General features: G+C 45.0%; 19 protein-coding genes and 1 pseudogene. 4 read left to right on the top strand and 16 right to left on the bottom strand.

Going from position 1 to position 16285, the window contains the following annotated elements:
- Positions 1-173: 173 nt before the first annotated feature.
- Positions 174-419 carry a DUF2626 domain-containing protein gene (locus M1E03_RS08380; RefSeq protein WP_020452180.1) on the top strand — a complete coding sequence of 82 codons (246 nt, stop codon included), beginning with the start codon at positions 174-176 and terminating at the stop codon, positions 417-419.
- 35 nt (positions 420-454) lie between these two features.
- Here M1E03_RS08380 and M1E03_RS08375 read toward each other — a convergent pair whose 3' ends face one another.
- Positions 455-1093: an MBL fold metallo-hydrolase gene (locus M1E03_RS08375; protein ID WP_458110743.1), complete on the bottom strand. Its 639-nt coding sequence runs from the start codon at positions 1091-1093 to the stop codon at positions 455-457.
- 155 nt (positions 1094-1248) lie between these two features.
- Between M1E03_RS08375 and M1E03_RS08370 the strand changes: the two genes are divergently transcribed.
- The gene (locus tag M1E03_RS08370) at positions 1249-1422 is read left to right on the top strand and encodes a DUF2759 domain-containing protein (RefSeq protein ID WP_003183486.1); all 174 of its coding nucleotides are present in this window, start codon (positions 1249-1251) and stop codon (positions 1420-1422) included.
- A gap of 60 nt (positions 1423-1482) precedes the next feature.
- On the opposite strand, the gene M1E03_RS08365 is transcribed toward M1E03_RS08370, so the two are convergent.
- The 14 genes from M1E03_RS08365 to M1E03_RS08300 all read right to left on the bottom strand — a co-directional run bounded on the left by M1E03_RS08365 (position 1483) and on the right by M1E03_RS08300 (position 14580).
- Positions 1483-1797, bottom strand: a complete 315-nt coding sequence (locus M1E03_RS08365) for an MTH1187 family thiamine-binding protein (protein ID WP_095291085.1) — start codon at positions 1795-1797, stop codon at positions 1483-1485.
- A 15-nt stretch (positions 1798-1812) separates the two neighbouring features.
- Entirely contained in the window at positions 1813-2922 is a 1110-nt protein-coding gene (locus tag M1E03_RS08360) for a YqgU-like beta propeller domain-containing protein (protein ID WP_035338374.1), read from the bottom strand.
- Positions 2923-2976: 54 nt separating this feature from the next.
- A complete protein-coding gene (locus tag M1E03_RS08355) occupies positions 2977-4101 on the bottom strand; it encodes a M14 family metallopeptidase (protein ID WP_458110742.1) in 1125 nt (374 codons plus the stop codon).
- 131 nt (positions 4102-4232) lie between these two features.
- Positions 4233-5174, bottom strand: a complete 942-nt coding sequence (locus M1E03_RS08350) for an iron-hydroxamate ABC transporter substrate-binding protein (protein WP_328031307.1) — start codon at positions 5172-5174, stop codon at positions 4233-4235.
- Between the two features lie 174 nt (positions 5175-5348).
- Positions 5349-7247, bottom strand: coding sequence for an LTA synthase family protein (locus M1E03_RS08345; RefSeq protein WP_035338376.1), 1899 nt, complete (start codon positions 7245-7247; stop codon positions 5349-5351).
- Between the two features lie 181 nt (positions 7248-7428).
- Positions 7429-8403: an ROK family glucokinase gene (locus M1E03_RS08340; protein WP_020452187.1), complete on the bottom strand. Its 975-nt coding sequence runs from the start codon at positions 8401-8403 to the stop codon at positions 7429-7431.
- Positions 8404-8427: 24 nt separating this feature from the next.
- Positions 8428-8625 (bottom strand): YqgQ family protein, encoded by a 198-nt coding sequence (locus M1E03_RS08335; RefSeq protein ID WP_020452188.1) that lies wholly within the window; start codon positions 8623-8625, stop codon positions 8428-8430.
- Between the two features lie 100 nt (positions 8626-8725).
- Positions 8726-10180 (bottom strand): spore germination protein, encoded by a 1455-nt coding sequence (locus M1E03_RS08330; RefSeq protein ID WP_023855199.1) that lies wholly within the window; start codon positions 10178-10180, stop codon positions 8726-8728.
- 76 nt (positions 10181-10256) lie between these two features.
- Positions 10257-11795 carry a rhomboid family intramembrane serine protease gene (locus M1E03_RS08325; RefSeq protein WP_026579304.1) on the bottom strand — a complete coding sequence of 513 codons (1539 nt, stop codon included), beginning with the start codon at positions 11793-11795 and terminating at the stop codon, positions 10257-10259.
- A gap of 96 nt (positions 11796-11891) precedes the next feature.
- Positions 11892-12065, bottom strand: a complete 174-nt coding sequence (locus tag M1E03_RS08320; RefSeq protein ID WP_020452191.1) for a hypothetical protein — start codon at positions 12063-12065, stop codon at positions 11892-11894.
- A 42-nt stretch (positions 12066-12107) separates the two neighbouring features.
- Positions 12108-12680 (bottom strand): 5-formyltetrahydrofolate cyclo-ligase, encoded by a 573-nt coding sequence (locus M1E03_RS08315; RefSeq protein ID WP_026579303.1) that lies wholly within the window; start codon positions 12678-12680, stop codon positions 12108-12110.
- Between the two features lie 49 nt (positions 12681-12729).
- Positions 12730-12879 (bottom strand): 50S ribosomal protein L33, encoded by a 150-nt coding sequence (gene rpmG / locus M1E03_RS08310; RefSeq protein WP_003183500.1) that lies wholly within the window; start codon positions 12877-12879, stop codon positions 12730-12732.
- Positions 12880-12982: 103 nt separating this feature from the next.
- Positions 12983-14095: a glycosyltransferase family 4 protein gene (locus M1E03_RS08305; protein ID WP_035399773.1), complete on the bottom strand. Its 1113-nt coding sequence runs from the start codon at positions 14093-14095 to the stop codon at positions 12983-12985.
- Positions 14092-14580, bottom strand: a complete 489-nt coding sequence (locus tag M1E03_RS08300; protein ID WP_020452194.1) for a hypothetical protein — start codon at positions 14578-14580, stop codon at positions 14092-14094. The genes M1E03_RS08305 and M1E03_RS08300 overlap by 4 nt, the downstream gene beginning before the upstream one ends.
- Before the next feature lie 184 nt (positions 14581-14764).
- Here M1E03_RS08300 and M1E03_RS08295 point away from each other — a divergent pair, with 184 nt between their 5' ends.
- Both M1E03_RS08295 and M1E03_RS08290 read left to right on the top strand, forming a co-directional pair.
- The gene (locus M1E03_RS08295) at positions 14765-15115 is read left to right on the top strand and encodes a hypothetical protein (RefSeq protein WP_011198121.1); all 351 of its coding nucleotides are present in this window, start codon (positions 14765-14767) and stop codon (positions 15113-15115) included.
- Positions 15112-15591 carry an endolytic transglycosylase MltG gene (locus M1E03_RS08290; protein WP_020452195.1) on the top strand — a complete coding sequence of 160 codons (480 nt, stop codon included), beginning with the start codon at positions 15112-15114 and terminating at the stop codon, positions 15589-15591. The genes M1E03_RS08295 and M1E03_RS08290 overlap by 4 nt, the downstream gene beginning before the upstream one ends.
- A gap of 56 nt (positions 15592-15647) precedes the next feature.
- Here the strand turns inward: M1E03_RS08290 and M1E03_RS08285 are convergent.
- Positions 15648-15876 (bottom strand): annotated as a pseudogene (locus tag M1E03_RS08285) (IS3 family transposase); the annotation flags it as partial.
- Positions 15877-16285 lie beyond the last annotated feature (409 nt).

The raw sequence follows: 16285 nt of genomic DNA, 5'->3' as shown, positions 1-16285 counted from the left end.
GTATGTTTTAGTACCCGTGATATTTTCCGTTTAAACACTTGACAGGTGATTTTTTAAAAATGCTTATCACAAAATTGTAAAAAATGAATTGATTTTCCCAAAATGAAAATGTTTACATTTCAAGATAAATTGGCTTATAATAAAATCAAAGGGGCTTTTTGGGAGGGATATAAATGAATCGCATGTTCCGTGTGTTAGGATTCTGGACAGGTATCTTTGCGGTCATGTTTTATTTAGGAAATATGAAAGATGCATCACTGCTGTTCTTCGGTCAAACTGTATTTTTTGTGTTCTTATCGTATCTCAACTTGACCGAGCGGATGTACATTTATATTTTCGGTGCTTACTTGACAGTCTTTTTTGCCGCATTTACATATTATTCTGTGTTTATTATGGTTCCCGGGCAGGGAGGCCATTAAAAAAGACGATCCATCAGGATCGTCTTTTTTATGTTTTACAAAGTAAATCCGTTGATGAATGGGTTTTGTTCCTGTTCTGTTGCAATGTCCGTCTCGGGGCCGTGACCGCTTAACACAAGCGTCTCTTCCGGAAGCGTCAGCAGTTTTTGATGAATACTGTCCATCAGCACCTTTTGATTTCCTCCCGGCAGGTCTGTACGCCCGACTCCCCCTTTAAATAAAACATCCCCGGAAACGATCAGGTTTTCTTCTTCCGCATAATACGAGACGCTGCCCGGAGAATGTCCAGGCGTAAAGAGCATGCGGAGCGTAAAAGAGCCGATTTTAAGATCCCCCTCTTCTTCGATCAGATGATCTGCTTTTTCTGCTGTGATCGTCTGTCCCGTAAGCAGCGCTGAACCATTTAATGAAGGATCAGTCAGCCATTCAGCTTCATTTTTATGTACGTATACAGGAATGTTCCATTCTTTTCTGACATTGTCCACGGCTCCGATATGATCAAAATGAGCGTGAGTGAGCAATACTGCAAGAGGCTTCAAACCGTTTTCTTTTATGTATGCATTCAGTTTCCCTGATTCGTTGCCGGGATCAATTATTAAACAGGTACCGTCATCATGGGATAAAATATAAGCGTTCGTCTGGATAGGCCCTAAAGGCATTCTTCTCCATTTCATTTTCTTCACCTCAGATTCATCTTTCTTTGTTCCATTATGAAGGTTCTGCGGGAAACTTTCAATGAATCATGTTGTCCTCGACAAATTTGATGAAAACGGTTAAAATAAAATTGGAAATATACTGCAGGGGATCCAAACGAAGGGGGTTTATATTGATGTTGCTCGTGATCATTTTCGGTCTAGTCACGATATTATCTGCTCTTGGAGTTCTTCGTTCTCTTAAACAAATCAACGTTCTTGGCATCTTATTTGGCGGGGCGGCTTTTTTAGTGTTTGGATGGTTTACCGTCATGACAATCATTAACAGCGGGTATCCGACAGTCCACTAAACCCGGTGCCTTTAGACAAAAACAGCCTTATTCCGTTATTCCGGAATAAGGCTGTTTTTCTTATTGGCTGAAATGACGCTGGACGCTTGCAAGCTTGCCTTCCATCGTCGTTTTCTTGTCGCGGCGGTCGTCAATCCTGATATTCGTCGCCACTCTGTGGATGCCTTTTTGGAAAGGCGCTTCGTGAATCGTCTGAATCACCTCAAATAAATCGCTTAATTCCCCTTCAATCAAAGTATTCATCGGTGTCAGCTGATATTGGATTTTGCCTTCTTTTTTAAATCCTTCTAAAATGGTTTGAATCTCCGCTACATACGTGCTTACGCTCGGAGTTTCGGTACCGATCGGTATGATGGTAACGTCTGCTATGGCCACTGTCCATTCTCCTTTCTATTCTTTTGTCACAAGGGGTGCTGCAGTTTTTGAGTTGAATGAAATGATTTGATCCTGGGTATAACCGTACAATGCATAATCCCCGTCAGGAGATACGGTAATCGGAAGCATTTCCACTTTTTCACGAATGACTTCCCGTTTGCCGGTTTTGAGACTGACGGAAATCAGATCATACAAGGAGCCCGACTCATTCGGCTGATACGTATAAAACAGCTCATGCCGAGGGTCGTAGCTGTATTCCATCGGTGACAGGCTGCCATATTCCGAGAACAGCGGCAATTTGAAAGAAATTTTCTTTTCCGAAGAAGAAACGTCTGAAAATATGTAGGTGCCCTGGCGATGACTGGATGAAGGCGCTACAATCAGCCGCATATCCCCCAGAACATCGAGCAGTACGGCATCACCGGCGAGCTTCTTTTCCCGTCCGTCCGCTGTGTTGAAGGAATAAACAGGAGCCGGTTTTTCCCGGTTCCGTTCATTCCATTTGATATATTCAAAAGTGTCGGCGGAAGTCCAATGAACAAAGGCGGCCTGTGCGATGTCTTTTTCGGTTTGCTGTTCTTTCGCATCAATCAGGCGAGATTCATAATTCCAATCTTTCGTAAAAGTTGTGACGTATAAAAGATAAGGGTCAAACCGATTCCAGTCCACTTGCAGTTCATGCGTGCGAAATTTTTTTGTGTACAGCTGTTTTCCCTGTAAATTAAGCAAAGTTAACTTCATTTCAGAGCCGTTTCCGGCGGTTTGGATGAGAATCATGCCTTTTTCCCTGTTTACTTCCGCCGCTATCAGTCTGTCATCCGTCTTGTAGATCGTTTCGCCCGTCCCTTTAAATATATCATATGATTTGACTTCACTTCCTGCGACCGGATCGGTTGCGGTGTATATAACGGTTTCATTATCAAGCCATCCTGCCGCCTCATCAAAGTGCCGGTCCTTCAGCGCTATCACTTTTTTATCTTTTACTGCTGCACTGCTTTTCTTTTTCCCTTCCGGCTCCTCATGATGAACGCTTTTCGTTCCTTCCTGATGCTGCGGTGTGCAACCAGCCGCAGCCACGGTCATCACAGCGGCAATAAGCCATAACGAAACTCTCAAACCGGCCATTCTCCCTCCATAAATGATTGGCTGTCTAATTTACGATTTTCACCGTGAAAAGTTTCAGCTTTCAAAAAAGCAGGATGCCCAAAGTATGCCTCTGCTTTTACAATATATATCGTCAAATTGTTTCATTGGTAAAGGATTTTTTCCTTTGCCGAGTTCAACAGTATATCCTTCTCTTCCGAAAAAATGAATAAACCAATCTCTAAATCCTGCATAGCTGTCTATATATCTGACGCCCTTATAACCGCTCAGGCGCTCAAATGTTTGGATCACATCGGCTGATTCAGGAGGCTCCAGCCCCTTGTATCCCCAATAAATTTCCTCTCCCTGTGTGTGAAGCGCCACAAGCCGATCAGGCGGCTCGTTTGCGATTAAATCCCTCATCGCTGCCGCTTCCGGTTCTGTCAGCGGTTCATCTCCGGGGTAGTCCCTGTAGGAAGGGGATTTGGGCGGTTTTCTCTGTTTTTCGATCTCCCAAAAAGACGGAAACTGATTATTTAAATCCACTCCGTTTATATTGGCTTTCCATTCCCGGAAATCCGGTTGATGCTCATTCATCTCATCCAGTGCTTCCCGCGCTATCCCAAGATGACCGGGACCGTTAAGCACAAGATCAACCCCGTCGGGATTAACGATCGGCACGACGGAAAGCTTTGTTGATGAAAAAATGTCAAGCGGTGAAAAACCTAAAGCGGACCGGCCTGTACATAAATGATAACAATATTCTTTGAGCCATTTCATCAAAACAGAAGTGGTGATCCATTCATTGGCATGAAAAGAAGCATTCATATGCGTTTTTTTTTCGGCATATTCAGCTCCGAGGAGCAGTTCGTATATAGGTTGGCCCATGCTTGAGCGACCGATGATGCGGGAAGTAACAAACGGAAAGCACTCCGTCAATCTGTCAATTTCCTTTTTCAGTACTGCTGAATCGTAAACGACTGTTTTTGTCAGCCACTGTTCATCTTCAAGTGTGTATTGATTCACCAATAATTGCAGCTGTTCATATGTTTCGGCTGCTGGAACGTTTTTTCCTGCTTGAAAAGACGCTCCCGGAAAATAAAATTCGTCCGCGGCTGCATTCGCGTTTGCGCTGATTAAAAGCAGTTCGGGTATGTTCAGGATATTAGACAATCTTTCCATATTCTGCTTTAACTCCGGTTTGATGTTGATGAATGCCATCAATGATCCCTCCCACAATAGCATATGATGAAGGCTCGTTTAAAAACTCTCCCGGTTCGCTTAAAAAACGCTTTTTCAATAAGGTTTCAGCCCGCAAAAAAACTTCCGCCCAAATAGGCGGAAGTTCATCTTTATTTCGCTAAGCTTTCTGTAATAAAGTCAAGCTGGCCCTCTAATGAAATCGGATCGGAAAAGTAGAAGCCGACAGGGTCGATTTTATAGACATGTTGATTTTTGACCGCGCCAAGGTTCTTCCAAATAGAGGTATTAAGCACGGCGCTGTCGTCTCCGCTTGATTCCCAGGACCCTATAAATATATAATCTCCGGCGAATTCAGGCAGCTTTTCTAATGAAATGCTCGTGTAGCCCGGCCCTTCGTCGATTGCTTTTTCCTTCGTCAGCTTTGTCGCCTTTAAGCCGAGATCTTGATAAACAATGCTTCCTCCCCTTCCGAATTGATCGCCGAATACAAAGATTTCTTTGCCATTCGTTTGCATAATGGAAACCGTTTTGTCCCCAACCGCTTTTTGAATTTTTGATTTTGCCGCGGCAACTTTTTTGTCCCAATCAGCCAGCCATTTCTCCGCTCGATCTTCAGTACCTGTCATTTTTGCGAAATCCTTCAGCCGTTCAGTGTTATTCAAGCTGTCATATTTCAAAGCGACCGTCGGAGCGATTTTTTCCAGCTTTTCGATATCAGCGCCTTGGGTCGTCCATACGACAATCAGGTCCGGTTTTAATTGAATAACCTTTTCAGCGGAATTTCCTTCACCAATGTTTGTCACACCCTCGGTTTTCCCCTTGAAATAAGGATTTTTGAATACCCTGTCAGGGGCACCCACTACATTGAGACCGAGTGTCTTGAAATAGCCGAAATAATCGTCAGCCATGACAACCACCCGTTTCGGATGCTTCGGAACTTTAACCGTTCCGTTTTCAGCCTTGTATGTAATCGTTTCTTCGCTTTTTGATTGAGAAGACGAATCTTTGCTCTCCGTTTGATTACCGCATGCTGTCAATGCTGCGATCAATAATAGTACAAAGCATGCTCCAGCGAGCGTCTTTCCTTTCATATTCACCTTTCATACCTTCTTTCTGGTTTGAATATCGATAAAGAGAATCATTATCAATTATATCATAACCGGCATCGGCTTGGATCATGATTTTTATGACGGACTCTTGTCATTAAAAACAGGCCGGAACGATATCCGGCCTGCTGCATCAGCTTTCTCCGCCAAAAGAAAAGCTTACTCGTCTTTCGGCTTGGCGTCAGATTGCTTTTTTAAGCGCTCGCTGTCATAAAACCTCAGCAAGTCGCCATAAATGATTTGATCTGAATATGAAAGCTCCTGTTTCGCTTTTTCAATGTACGGCTCACAGCCTTTTTTATCTTTAGACGGCTCTCCTGTCGATTTATCATAGCATATGCCGTCTGTGTATACTTTGTCTTTCGTAATAAAGCTGCCGTCGCGAAGCACTGTAAACTCCGTTTTGTCTTTGGCAAACAGGTCGTTTCCAAACTGGATCTGATCGCTCGAATCGATTCCGAGAAGGTTCAGTACAGTCGGCCGAATATCGATTTGGCCGCCGACGGTGTCAATGGCTTTCGGCTCTTTATCCGTCACTCCCGGAATGTGGATCACAAGCGGGACTCTTTGAAGCTGCACTTCCTCAAACGGGGTTACTTCTCTGCCGAGGAATTGGCTCATCGCTTCGTTATGGTTTTCGGAAATCCCGTAATGGTCACCGTATAACACGATAACAGAATTATCGTAGAGGCCGTCTTCTTTCAGCTTTTCAATAAATCGTTTAAGCGCTTCATCCTGATAGCGGACGGTCGGGAAATATCTGTTTAACGTACGGCTTTTTGAATCAAATTCATCGATCAGTTTATCTTCCTCATCCAGCTCAAACGGAAAATGGTTTGTCAGCGTGATCAGGCGGGTATAAAACGGCTGAGGCATTTCTTTCATCAGCTCTGATGTTTGTTCAAAGAATTCCTTATCTTTCAGTCCCCAGCCCACTGAGTTTTCTTCGTTTACATCATAGGAATTGATATCGTAAAACTTATCGTATTTAAACGTATCGTACATAATATCCCGATTCCAGAAGCTTTTGTTGTTCGCATGGAAAATCGAGGAATAATAGCCGTGGTTTTTCAATATTTCAGGCATTGCCGTATATTCGTTTCCTGCATTCGTAAAGAAGACCGCTCCTCTTCCAAGAGGATAGAGAGAGTTGTCAACGATGAATTCGGAATCTGCCGTTTTGCCTTGGCCTGTCTGATGATAGAAATTCTCGAAGCTGTAGCTTTTCTTTATCAGGTCGTTTAAATAAGGCGTAATCTCTTTGCCGTTTAACTTTTGGTTCACGACAAAGCTTTGGGTGGACTCCAGGGAAACGAGGATCACATTCCGACCCTTGGCGATCCCGGCCAGGTTCTGATTGGTGTCCGTGCGGTTTGCGTTGACATAGTTTTCAATCTCCGTGAGGCTGTTGCTGTCGGCCAGCGCACGCTGTGCAGATTGCTTTGACTGGATCAGCCCGTCATAGATATGGAAGTTGTAAAGACTGATATTCTTCACAAGAACTTCCCTGTCAAACGATCTTGTCAAAAGCTGCGGTCTTTCTGTTTCAGAAATCCCTAAATTGAAAAAGAAAACGGCAGCGACAAATAGATAGTAAGCCGCGCGTTCCTTTCTTGTCGCCTTTCCGCCTGTTTTGGCAGGCTGGCGCTTGTACAGCCAAATTAAAATGGCAATGTCGACGACGAGGAGCAAATCGGTCGGCATAAACAAAGAGTTGATACTGCTTCCCAAATCACCCATATTATTCGTCTGGAACAATACAGGAATCGTTAAAAAGTCGTTGTAAAAACGGTAGAAGATCATGTTCGCAAGCAAGACAAACGTCAGGACGATACTTGCCCCGATAATAAACCGGTTCCTGTTTTTTTCTTTGAAAAACAGGCCGATTCCGAATATAAACAGCAAAAAGCTTAAAGGATTGATGAACAATATAAACTCTTGCATGAAGTTTTCAATTTTAATGTTGAAGCTTGTTTTGTAGACGACATACGTTTTCAGCCACATCAGCAATGTCGCAATTAACAAAAACGAAATTTTTGAAAAAAATGACTTTCGCATTCGAAACCTCCCTATGCAGCAAGACGCATGTTTCCGCAAACTGAATTTCCACATATTGTTTTATTTTAGAAAAATCGCTAAAATTACTAAATCATATCTTAACCTGTCTGTACAAAAAAATCAATCATTTTTCACATTGGCTTAAAAGTGTTAACAAAGCTGCAAAGCGGTCCGAAAATGCTTATAAAACAGGCTCCGCCTGGCTTTTCAGCCATTGGTTTTTGGCGATCCATGCGCCGCCGATCACGCCTGCGTCGTTTCCAAGTGAAGCGATTACGATCTCAGCCGCCTCGCCGGCCCGCGGGAATACGAAGCGGTTGAAAGATTGTTCAACTTTGGAGCGCAGGATTTCTCCTGCTTTTGAGACGCCTCCGCCAATTACGATTTTCGAAGGATTGAGCGAGCTCGCCAAGTTGCCGAGGACCATTCCTAAATGACCCGCCACATAATCGACGACTTCGCAAGCAACCGGATCATTTTCCCGGGCCGCTTCAAAAATATCGCGCGCCGTGATATCCGGACATGCACGCAAGTCTGTATCTAGATGACCGGATTCTATTTTTTCTTTGGCAATCCTGACGATGCCCGTAGCCGAAGCGATCGTTTCGATACAGCCGCTTTTCCCGCAGTTGCACGGCGCTCCTCCTTCAGGAACTGAACAGATGTGGCCGATTTCTCCGCCTGCACCGTTTTGCCCGCGGACGATTTCTCCGTTTACAATAATGCCGCCTCCGACACCCGTTCCCAACGTGACAAGAATCAAATCCTTTGCGCCGTCTCCCGCTCCTTTCCACATTTCGCCGAGAGCCGCGATGTTCGCGTCATTTTCAATGACCGCCGCTAATCCTGTCTCTGCTTCAAGGTGGTCTTTTAACGGATAGTTCTCCCAGCCCATGTTCGTCGTTTTATAAACGATGCCGGTCTCCGTATTGACGGGGCCCGGAGCGCCCATGCCGATCCATTTTAAGATGTGCTTCGGTTTGCCGAGCTCTTTCAATTTTCCGTCGATGGCTTTTGCGATGCTTACCGTAACCGTTTCCCCCGATTTATCGGTCGGAATTTCCCACTTGTGCAGGATTTCACCATAAGCGCTTACAAAAGCGAGCTTTACCGTTGTTCCTCCAAGGTCGACTCCGACCAGCCAGCTGTCATTCATTTTGCTCCCCCTCTAATCCCTGTTTTATTTTCTCTTTACTTTTGTGAGTTCATTCTGCAAAATTGAAACGCCTTTAAGCCACTGTTCTTTTTCTATCAGATTCGAAAGAAACATTTCTTTCAGTTCGTCCATCATATATTCAAGTTCAAGTTCGCGATCTCCAAAATAAACATAACATCCAAACTGTTTCAGCAACAGCTGTACATCATAGGCTGTTTTCATTTTATTTCACCATTCTTTAAAGGTCTAACATTAGAGTATTCATAAAGCTGTCCGGCGTCAAGCAAAAAAAAAGCCTGTTTTCCTGAAGGAAAACAGACATTCAGCGGTCTGGATCCTGGGGATCCAAAAATACGGGCCTTCTATTTTTCAGCGGCATTGGCGTTCGAATCGCGATATCTCGAAAGGCTCTGTAGTCAAAGGGGATAAACGGCCATAAATACGGCACATGAAACGACTTCATTCTGACCAGATAAATCACCCAGCAGAAGATCGCGATGACAAAGCCGATCGGTCCGAATGCGCCGGCCGCGATCAGGAGAACGATTCTTGCCAGCCTGTTCGCTATGCTCAGCTCATAGCTCGGCGTAGCAAACGTGCCGATAGCCGCAACAGCGAGATACAAGACGACTTCATGCGAGAAAAGTCCGACCTGCACCGCCACTTCTCCGATCATTAAAGCAGCTACAAGTCCGAGAGCCGTAGCCAGAGACGACGGGGTGTGGATTGCAGCCATCCGCATCATGTCGACGCCTATTTCAATTATGATGAATTGCGCAAGCAGCGGAAGGGCCCCTTTTTTTTCAGGCCCTATATATTGAAGGGCGTCCGGCAAAAGATCGGGATGGACAGAGAGCAAAAACCACAGCGGCAGCAAAAAGATCGATGCCAACACAGATATAAAACGGACCACTCGCAAATAGGCGCCTGCAAGCGGTTTGTTTCTGTACTCTTCGGCATGCTGCAGATGGTGCCAAAAAGTAACAGGGGTAATCAGCGCGCTTGGCGAACCGTCCACAAAGACGAGAATGTGGCCTTCGTACAAATGAACGGCCGCAGTATCAGGCCTTTCTGTATAGCGGACCGTCGGATAAGGATTCCAATGACGGCCGCCGATATATTCTTCCAGTGTCTTTTCCGCCATTGTCAAAGCGTCCGTATCGATCGCTTCAAGCGATTGCTTCAGCTTTTTTACACTTTCCAAATCAGCGATATCTTCCAAATAGCAGATGACAACATCTGTTTTGCTTCTTCTGCCGACCTGAAGGAACTCCATTCTGAGGGACCGGTCGCGGATTCTTCTTCTCGTCAGTGCGGTGTTGAACACGATCGTTTCGACGAAGCCGTCTCTTGAACCTCTGACGACACGTTCATTGTCGGGTTCCTCCGGGTTTCTTGCCGGGTATGTCCGCGCATCGATAATAATGGCATGGTCCACCCCGTCGACAAGGAGAACGGCCGGCCCGGACAGCACCTGGGCGGCTGCTTTGTCGAGGTCGTCTTCCGTATCAATTTCGATGTATGGGATGTACGTTTTGATCAGCTTCTCAAGCGGATCGTCTTCCAGAGTTTCGGGGGTGAGCCTTGAGAGATTCTTAAGCAAGTGGTGCATAATATCATCTTTTACAAAGCCGTCGACAAGATAAAGCGACATGTCTCTATCAGCATAAACAACATCAAGCCGGATCATATCGAAGCTTTTGTCGACCCCCAGCTTTTCATTTAAATATTCAACATTTTTCGCTAAATTTTTTTGGACCGCATGCTTTTTTTCCATTGTATATTAAAAGCTCCCGTCAAATGAGTCTATACTAAAGACCATTTTTAACATAACGGAAGCTTTTCATACTTGGTTACCGGGCGGTTTCTTTCTTAAGTTCGTCCCGAAACGCTTTATACAACTCTTCATCAGGCTTTTCTGCCAACGCTCTTTCAACAGACTGTTCGGCTTTGGCGAACTCGCCTTTTTGAGCATAGAGCCTGGCAAGATTATAGAGTGAGGCGTGATCTGATGGATCTTTTTCAACGACGGCCTCGAACCTTTTCTCAGCGTTTTCAAACTCGCCGAGCTGAAATTCGGAATAAGCGAGCAGCTTTAAAGTGTCGCTGGAAGCGTCCTGCTTTGAGCCCGCTTCCTGCAAGGCATCTTTTACCTTTTCATAGTCTCCCTCTTCATACCATTTCGCCGCCTGATGCAGCATGGCATTTTCCTGCATCGAAGCTGAATGTGTCCCAATGTACAGAGCGCCTCCTCCGATGACAAAGATGAGAACCCAGCCTGTCAGCCGCTGGAGTGGTCTTTTTTTCCCGGGGATTCCGACTGCCAAGGCCGTCAGAAGTCCGCCGATCAATCCGCCGATATGGCCGGCATTGTCAACATTTGAAATCGTGAAACCGAGGCCGAGGTTCAGAATGATAATCACAATGATATTTGTTCCAATCGTTTTTAAGAAAGCTTTCCGATTTGAAAAAGCCAGATACAAAAGTGCTCCCAAACAACCGAAGATGGCTCCCGAAGCCCCTGCGGACGGATACGGGCTGAACAGAAAGCTGCCGATCGATCCAAAAATTCCGGCTGATATGTATATGACAAGAAAGCGGAATGATCCAAACACCCTTTCTGCCGCGGCTCCGACAGACAGCAATGCAAATGTATTGAACATGAGGTGGACCAATCCGATATGAAGAACGATCGGCGTGACAAGCCGCCACCATTCCCCTGCTAACAGGAGGCTGTTTTCCTTCGCACCGAACCGGATGAGCGTGTCGGTATTCTGACTGCCGCCCGACATTTCCAGAAGCAGAAACATGAAGACTTGAAGCACTGCAAAAATCCAGGTAAACATCGGTTTGCCTTTCTCAAATACAGCCGCTTCCCGCCGCCTTTCTTCTTCTCTTGCTTTAGCCGCTGCTAATACTTCGGCTCTCTTCTCTTCCACATTCTCGTATCCGGCATCGTGCATGTGGCCTGTCAGCTCATCCGGCCCCATGTTTAAAGCAACGGCGAGTTTGCGGAAGCCTTCTTCAGCCGAAGCGTGCTCAATAAAAACCGGCACGATGCTGATCCGTTTATCTGCGACCGGATGACTGACAACATCTTCCCACTCATCTACAGGTGCTTCCTGTGACAAATAGACGTTTAATATCGAGAGCTTTCGCTGCCTTGATGCTGCTCTCAGGCGCTCCGCTCTTTCATAAAGAGATTCCAAGTCACCGACGAGATCCTGTCTGAAATCGATATCCTTCCGAAAAACGCGAACCAAATCATACGGCGCGCTCCCCCTTGCTTCAAGCCAGGCTTCTCCGAATGAAGCTGGTGCCTGCACAAGCTCAAAATCCCTGTCTAAGAGGTTCCCGATGAAATTCCAATACAAATAATCGATTGAATACATACCGACGCTCCACAATTGTTTTTGTCCATTATAACAGGAAACGCGTCATTCTGCGCCTTTTAAGCGCTTTAAAAAAATCCCGTTTTTAAACGGGATTCAGAAAGCCTGCTGTATAAACTTATTGCGAAAAAACGGAATTCTCATCATCAAATGGATAAAATAGTGGCGGATCTGGTTTTGACCAAGAATGAAATTGATGACACGATAACGGTTTTGAAAAAACACAAGGGCGGCAATGACGCCTACTGCAATGAATGTAACTTTTCTCATATGATCCCTCCTATAACCGTATCGTGTCTCATTTTTTAATAATTATTCAGCAGACCCGCTGCAGGTGTAAACGGCGTCTTCGGTAAAAATTTGCTCAACCGGAATGTCGTGCGGCTCCTTTGGGACATGATCGATCACTTGGCACTCGAAAGCCAGCGATGCGGTATCTTTTGTGAAACCGGCCAGGTATCTGTCATAATAGCCGCCTCCATAGCCGATTCTGTATCCTGTCCGGTCATAGCAAATTCCCGGCACAAGGATGAAATCGATGTCTTCAGGCTCCATCCGCCCGGTTTTGTGCACGATCGGTTCCTGCAGGCCAAAATACACAACTTCAAGATCGCTTTCATCCTGAAAGCTGCGAAAGTGCATCTCTTTTGTATCAGGCATACATTTCGGAATGCACACCGTTTTTCCTTCAAGCCGTGCCTGTTCGATAATCGGTTTTGTCGGAACTTCGCGATTTCTGGAAATCGTAAGGGCAATGCCAGACGCTTTTTTCCACTGTTTGGATTGAAAAAGCTTCCGGTGAATCGCTTCCGCCTTTAGAAGAAACTCCTGTTCCGGCATGTTTGCAAGCCTCTTTCTGACCTCATTTCGTAAAGAACGCTTCACATCTCTTTCCCCCTTAAAAACAGAAAAACAGCAGGAAAATCCCTGCTGCTTACTTTGTTTCGCGGTGTAATGTTGATTTTTTGTCACGTGGGCAATACTTTTTGAATTCAACGCGATCTGGATTGTTACGCTTGTTCTTTGTAGAAATATAGTTACGCTCGCCGCATTCAGTGCAAGCTAAAGTAATATTAACGCGCATTTATTTTTCCCTCCAAACTATATATCATTTCTGTTCAGACTTATCTATAATACCACTTATGATGCCGGAATGCCAGGCGTTTTTTTTAGTTTGTCACGGTTTGTTAAAAAGACGTGTGATATACATGTTGCAAAAACACATTTTTGATATATCCAGGATCATGCAAATCTAATATATAAGCCTCTGCCGTTTGTCCGACCTTGTGCAGCTGCTCCTTATCGCGGACAATTTCTGCAAGCGCATATGCAGCTTTATCAGGATGATTAAAATCAACCTGAAAACCGGTCACCCGATCGATGACGAAATCGTTCCATCCCCCGTTGTTTCCGACGGCGACGGCAGCGCCGGCTGCCATGCTTTCTTGAGCAGCAATGCCGAACGGCTCATAACAACTTGGAAAAACAGCCATTTCACAAAATGCCAGCCAGCTCTCTCTTTCTTCTTCACAAAGGAAAGGAAGAATTGTCACACTTTCCTTAATGCCCAATTCTCTTGCCTTGGTCTCGATCCCGCTTTGAAGCGGTCCTTCCCCGGCAATGACAAGTTCAAGATCAGGCTGCCGTTTGCGAAGCTGCTGAAAGGCGTGCAGCCATTCGATAAACCCTTTTTCCGGAACAAACCTTCCGCAGGAAAAAAAGTACGGTACGCTTTTCATTCGTTTTTTCACCGTGCGGCTTTTTATGCACGGATGGGGAATGACGCGGACTTGCTCGAAAGGAAGCGAAAACGCCTTTTGCATGTCTGTCTTCATCATGCTGCTCAGCACGAGAATTTGATCGCTTTTTTCAGCCAGAAGCCGTTCGAGGCTTGCTCTGTATGGGTGGACATTCTCGCCTGCTGCCGTTTTCCGGCCGCTTTCAAGGCCGTGTACCGTGGAAATCAGCGGAAGAGCCAGCACCTCGCTGAGATAAACGGCGGCAGGCGCGGTGATATCATCATTTGCATGGATAAAATTAAATTGTCCTTTATACGCCAGCACGGTTTTGATCATCTGAAAATTCATGGCGGCCACCGCCTCTTCAAAAGAAGCGAACGCTTTTAAATCAAGCGGAATCTCAAGCGTTTTCCATCCATTGCTGTTTTGCCCGGCAGCCGTCGTGCAGACGGTAAAGCTGACTTCGTTCCGCAATAGTTCAAGGTGACTTTTCACATAGCGCCCCGCTCCGCTTTTCAATAAAAGAGGATTTTCCAACGACAGCAGCAATACATTGATCAACGGAAACGCTCCTTTCCTTCTATTAAAGAATAACTCGTGTACGCGGAAAATTGAGTCGTCCAATCCTGCTGATTGTCGTGATACAGAAAACAGCTGCTGTTTGAATGGATTCCGTTTTCCCCAAGGTAGAAGCAGCCGGAGGTGAGAACGGCCAGCGACATGTTGAGCGAATTGTATATCCGGTATTCCGCTTTGTAGAACGCATTGCCTGCAGCGGGAAAAACCGAGGCTTCTCCTTTAAATGCATCGGTATGGATCGTCCGTACGCTGCGCTCTCCGTTTTTTACGCAAAAGAGAAGAATTTGCTTTTCGACGTCTTTTATACTTTCAAACAGAACCGCTTCAGCCGCTGAAAGCACAGCATCTGAGATTTCCCAGCTCAGCCGAACGGTTTCATGATCCGGCGAAGATATTTTTAAAATATCGTTACAAAACAAAGATTCGCTTCGAATACTATGTTGAAAAGGTTTTTTCGAGATGATCATCCTTTTCACCGTGCGCCCTCCCGTTAAGCCCTGTTATGTATTTATCCTATTGGAAATGGCCCCGCAGGCGCAACGAAAATAAAATTCTTCGACAAAATTTTTATTTTTTGCATTAACTCCTTTTGAAGCAAGCGTTTTTATGGTATAAAAAAGAAGGAGAAAATTAGAATTGAAGGTGATGAACGTGGAAATTGCTATCATTGCGCTGCTCGTTGTCAGCATTGCGCTGATTGCATTCTCATATTTTCAAAGAGAACCGATCAAGGAAGTTGAACAGGAGTTGGAAACCCTTCAGCTGTCCGCCATGCAGGAAATCTATAAATTGAAAAAGAAGATGACCGTGCTTGAGGAAGAGCTCCTCGATTCAAATGTGGTCGTCCGCAGACCAAATGCCGGCATCAGCCAGCATATTGCGAAGCAGATTCTTTCAAAATACCAAAACGGCATGTCTGTAGACGCCATCGCTAAAGCTGAGCACGTATCTGTCGAAGATGTGAAAGCGATCATTAAAGACAATGAGAGGGTGCTTGTATGACCAGACAAAGTGTACAAGCATTTGCCGGAGGAATGATTTTGGCTACCGCTGTTCTTGCAGGCGCATTTTATTTGACGGGTAACGGAAAAGCTGAAGCTTCTAAAGACGCTCAAAACATCAGCGAAACCGATGTCAAAACCTATTTAAAGGACAACCAGCAGGTTTCGCTGAAACGCGAAGAATACCAGCAGCTGCTCCATTATAAAGAGACCGCTCTGAAGCAGGATGCTTCGTCTCAAAACAAAAAAGAGAAAGAAGCAGAAAAAAAAGATTCCAAGTATAAGCTTGAAATCAAAAGCGGCATGAGCACGGCTGAGATAGCAGACCTCCTTGCAAAAGGAAAAGTCATTTCATCTGCCGATGACTTCAAAGATTATGTGAAAAAGACCGGAAACGAATCTAAAATCCGCGCAGGTAAGTACGAACTGAAGCGCGGTGACAGCTTGAAAAACATCGTCAAAACACTGTCCAAATAAAAAAGCAAGCTGGAACGGGACTGACCCCCGTTTTGAGACAGGATTTAAAAACACCTTTAAACAACCAATTCCCGATAGTTTACCGGTGATTGGTTGTTTAGTTTTGTTTTAATACGAATATTGTTAAAATAATGAATGTATTTCTTTAACAGTGTGTTCTACGATGGCAGTCGTAGTTCGATCAATGCTGTTAAGATCAAACGTTTCAGACTTTAGTGAGGAATGAAACGGATCCGATGGAGGCATTATATTAATAGCTTTCTGATACTCATAAGATGTATACACTTAACCTTGATCGCACAGTAAGCAAGGACCCATATGTAATTTTTACAAGCTGAAGCAGTGCGGGTACAGTTCATAAAAAGGTTGTGGCTCCTGCACCATCTAAGTGTGAGATCATCCCACTTGCAGCTGTACCCATGGAAACAGTGACAACATTCCCCTTTGTCAGCTGTTTAATGCTTTGATTAGAGGTTCAAAGAATCCTGTGTCTTGTAGAATGCAAAAATTAAAGTGACGAAGATAAACATGGTCGCCACTGGCAGTACTTTGATAATCCCTTCTTTAAATATCATTGATGCCAAATCCAGAAATAAGCACCCCTACCAAAGGCACCATGGTCGGACTTGCTTTCCCCAAACCAGTAAACGTTAACATAAGCCCTCCCCCTACAGAAACCGTTTACATACCTATA

The organism is Bacillus sp. PK6-013 (assembly GCF_054161445.1).
This window is presented reverse-complemented; position numbering and strand designations above follow the sequence as displayed.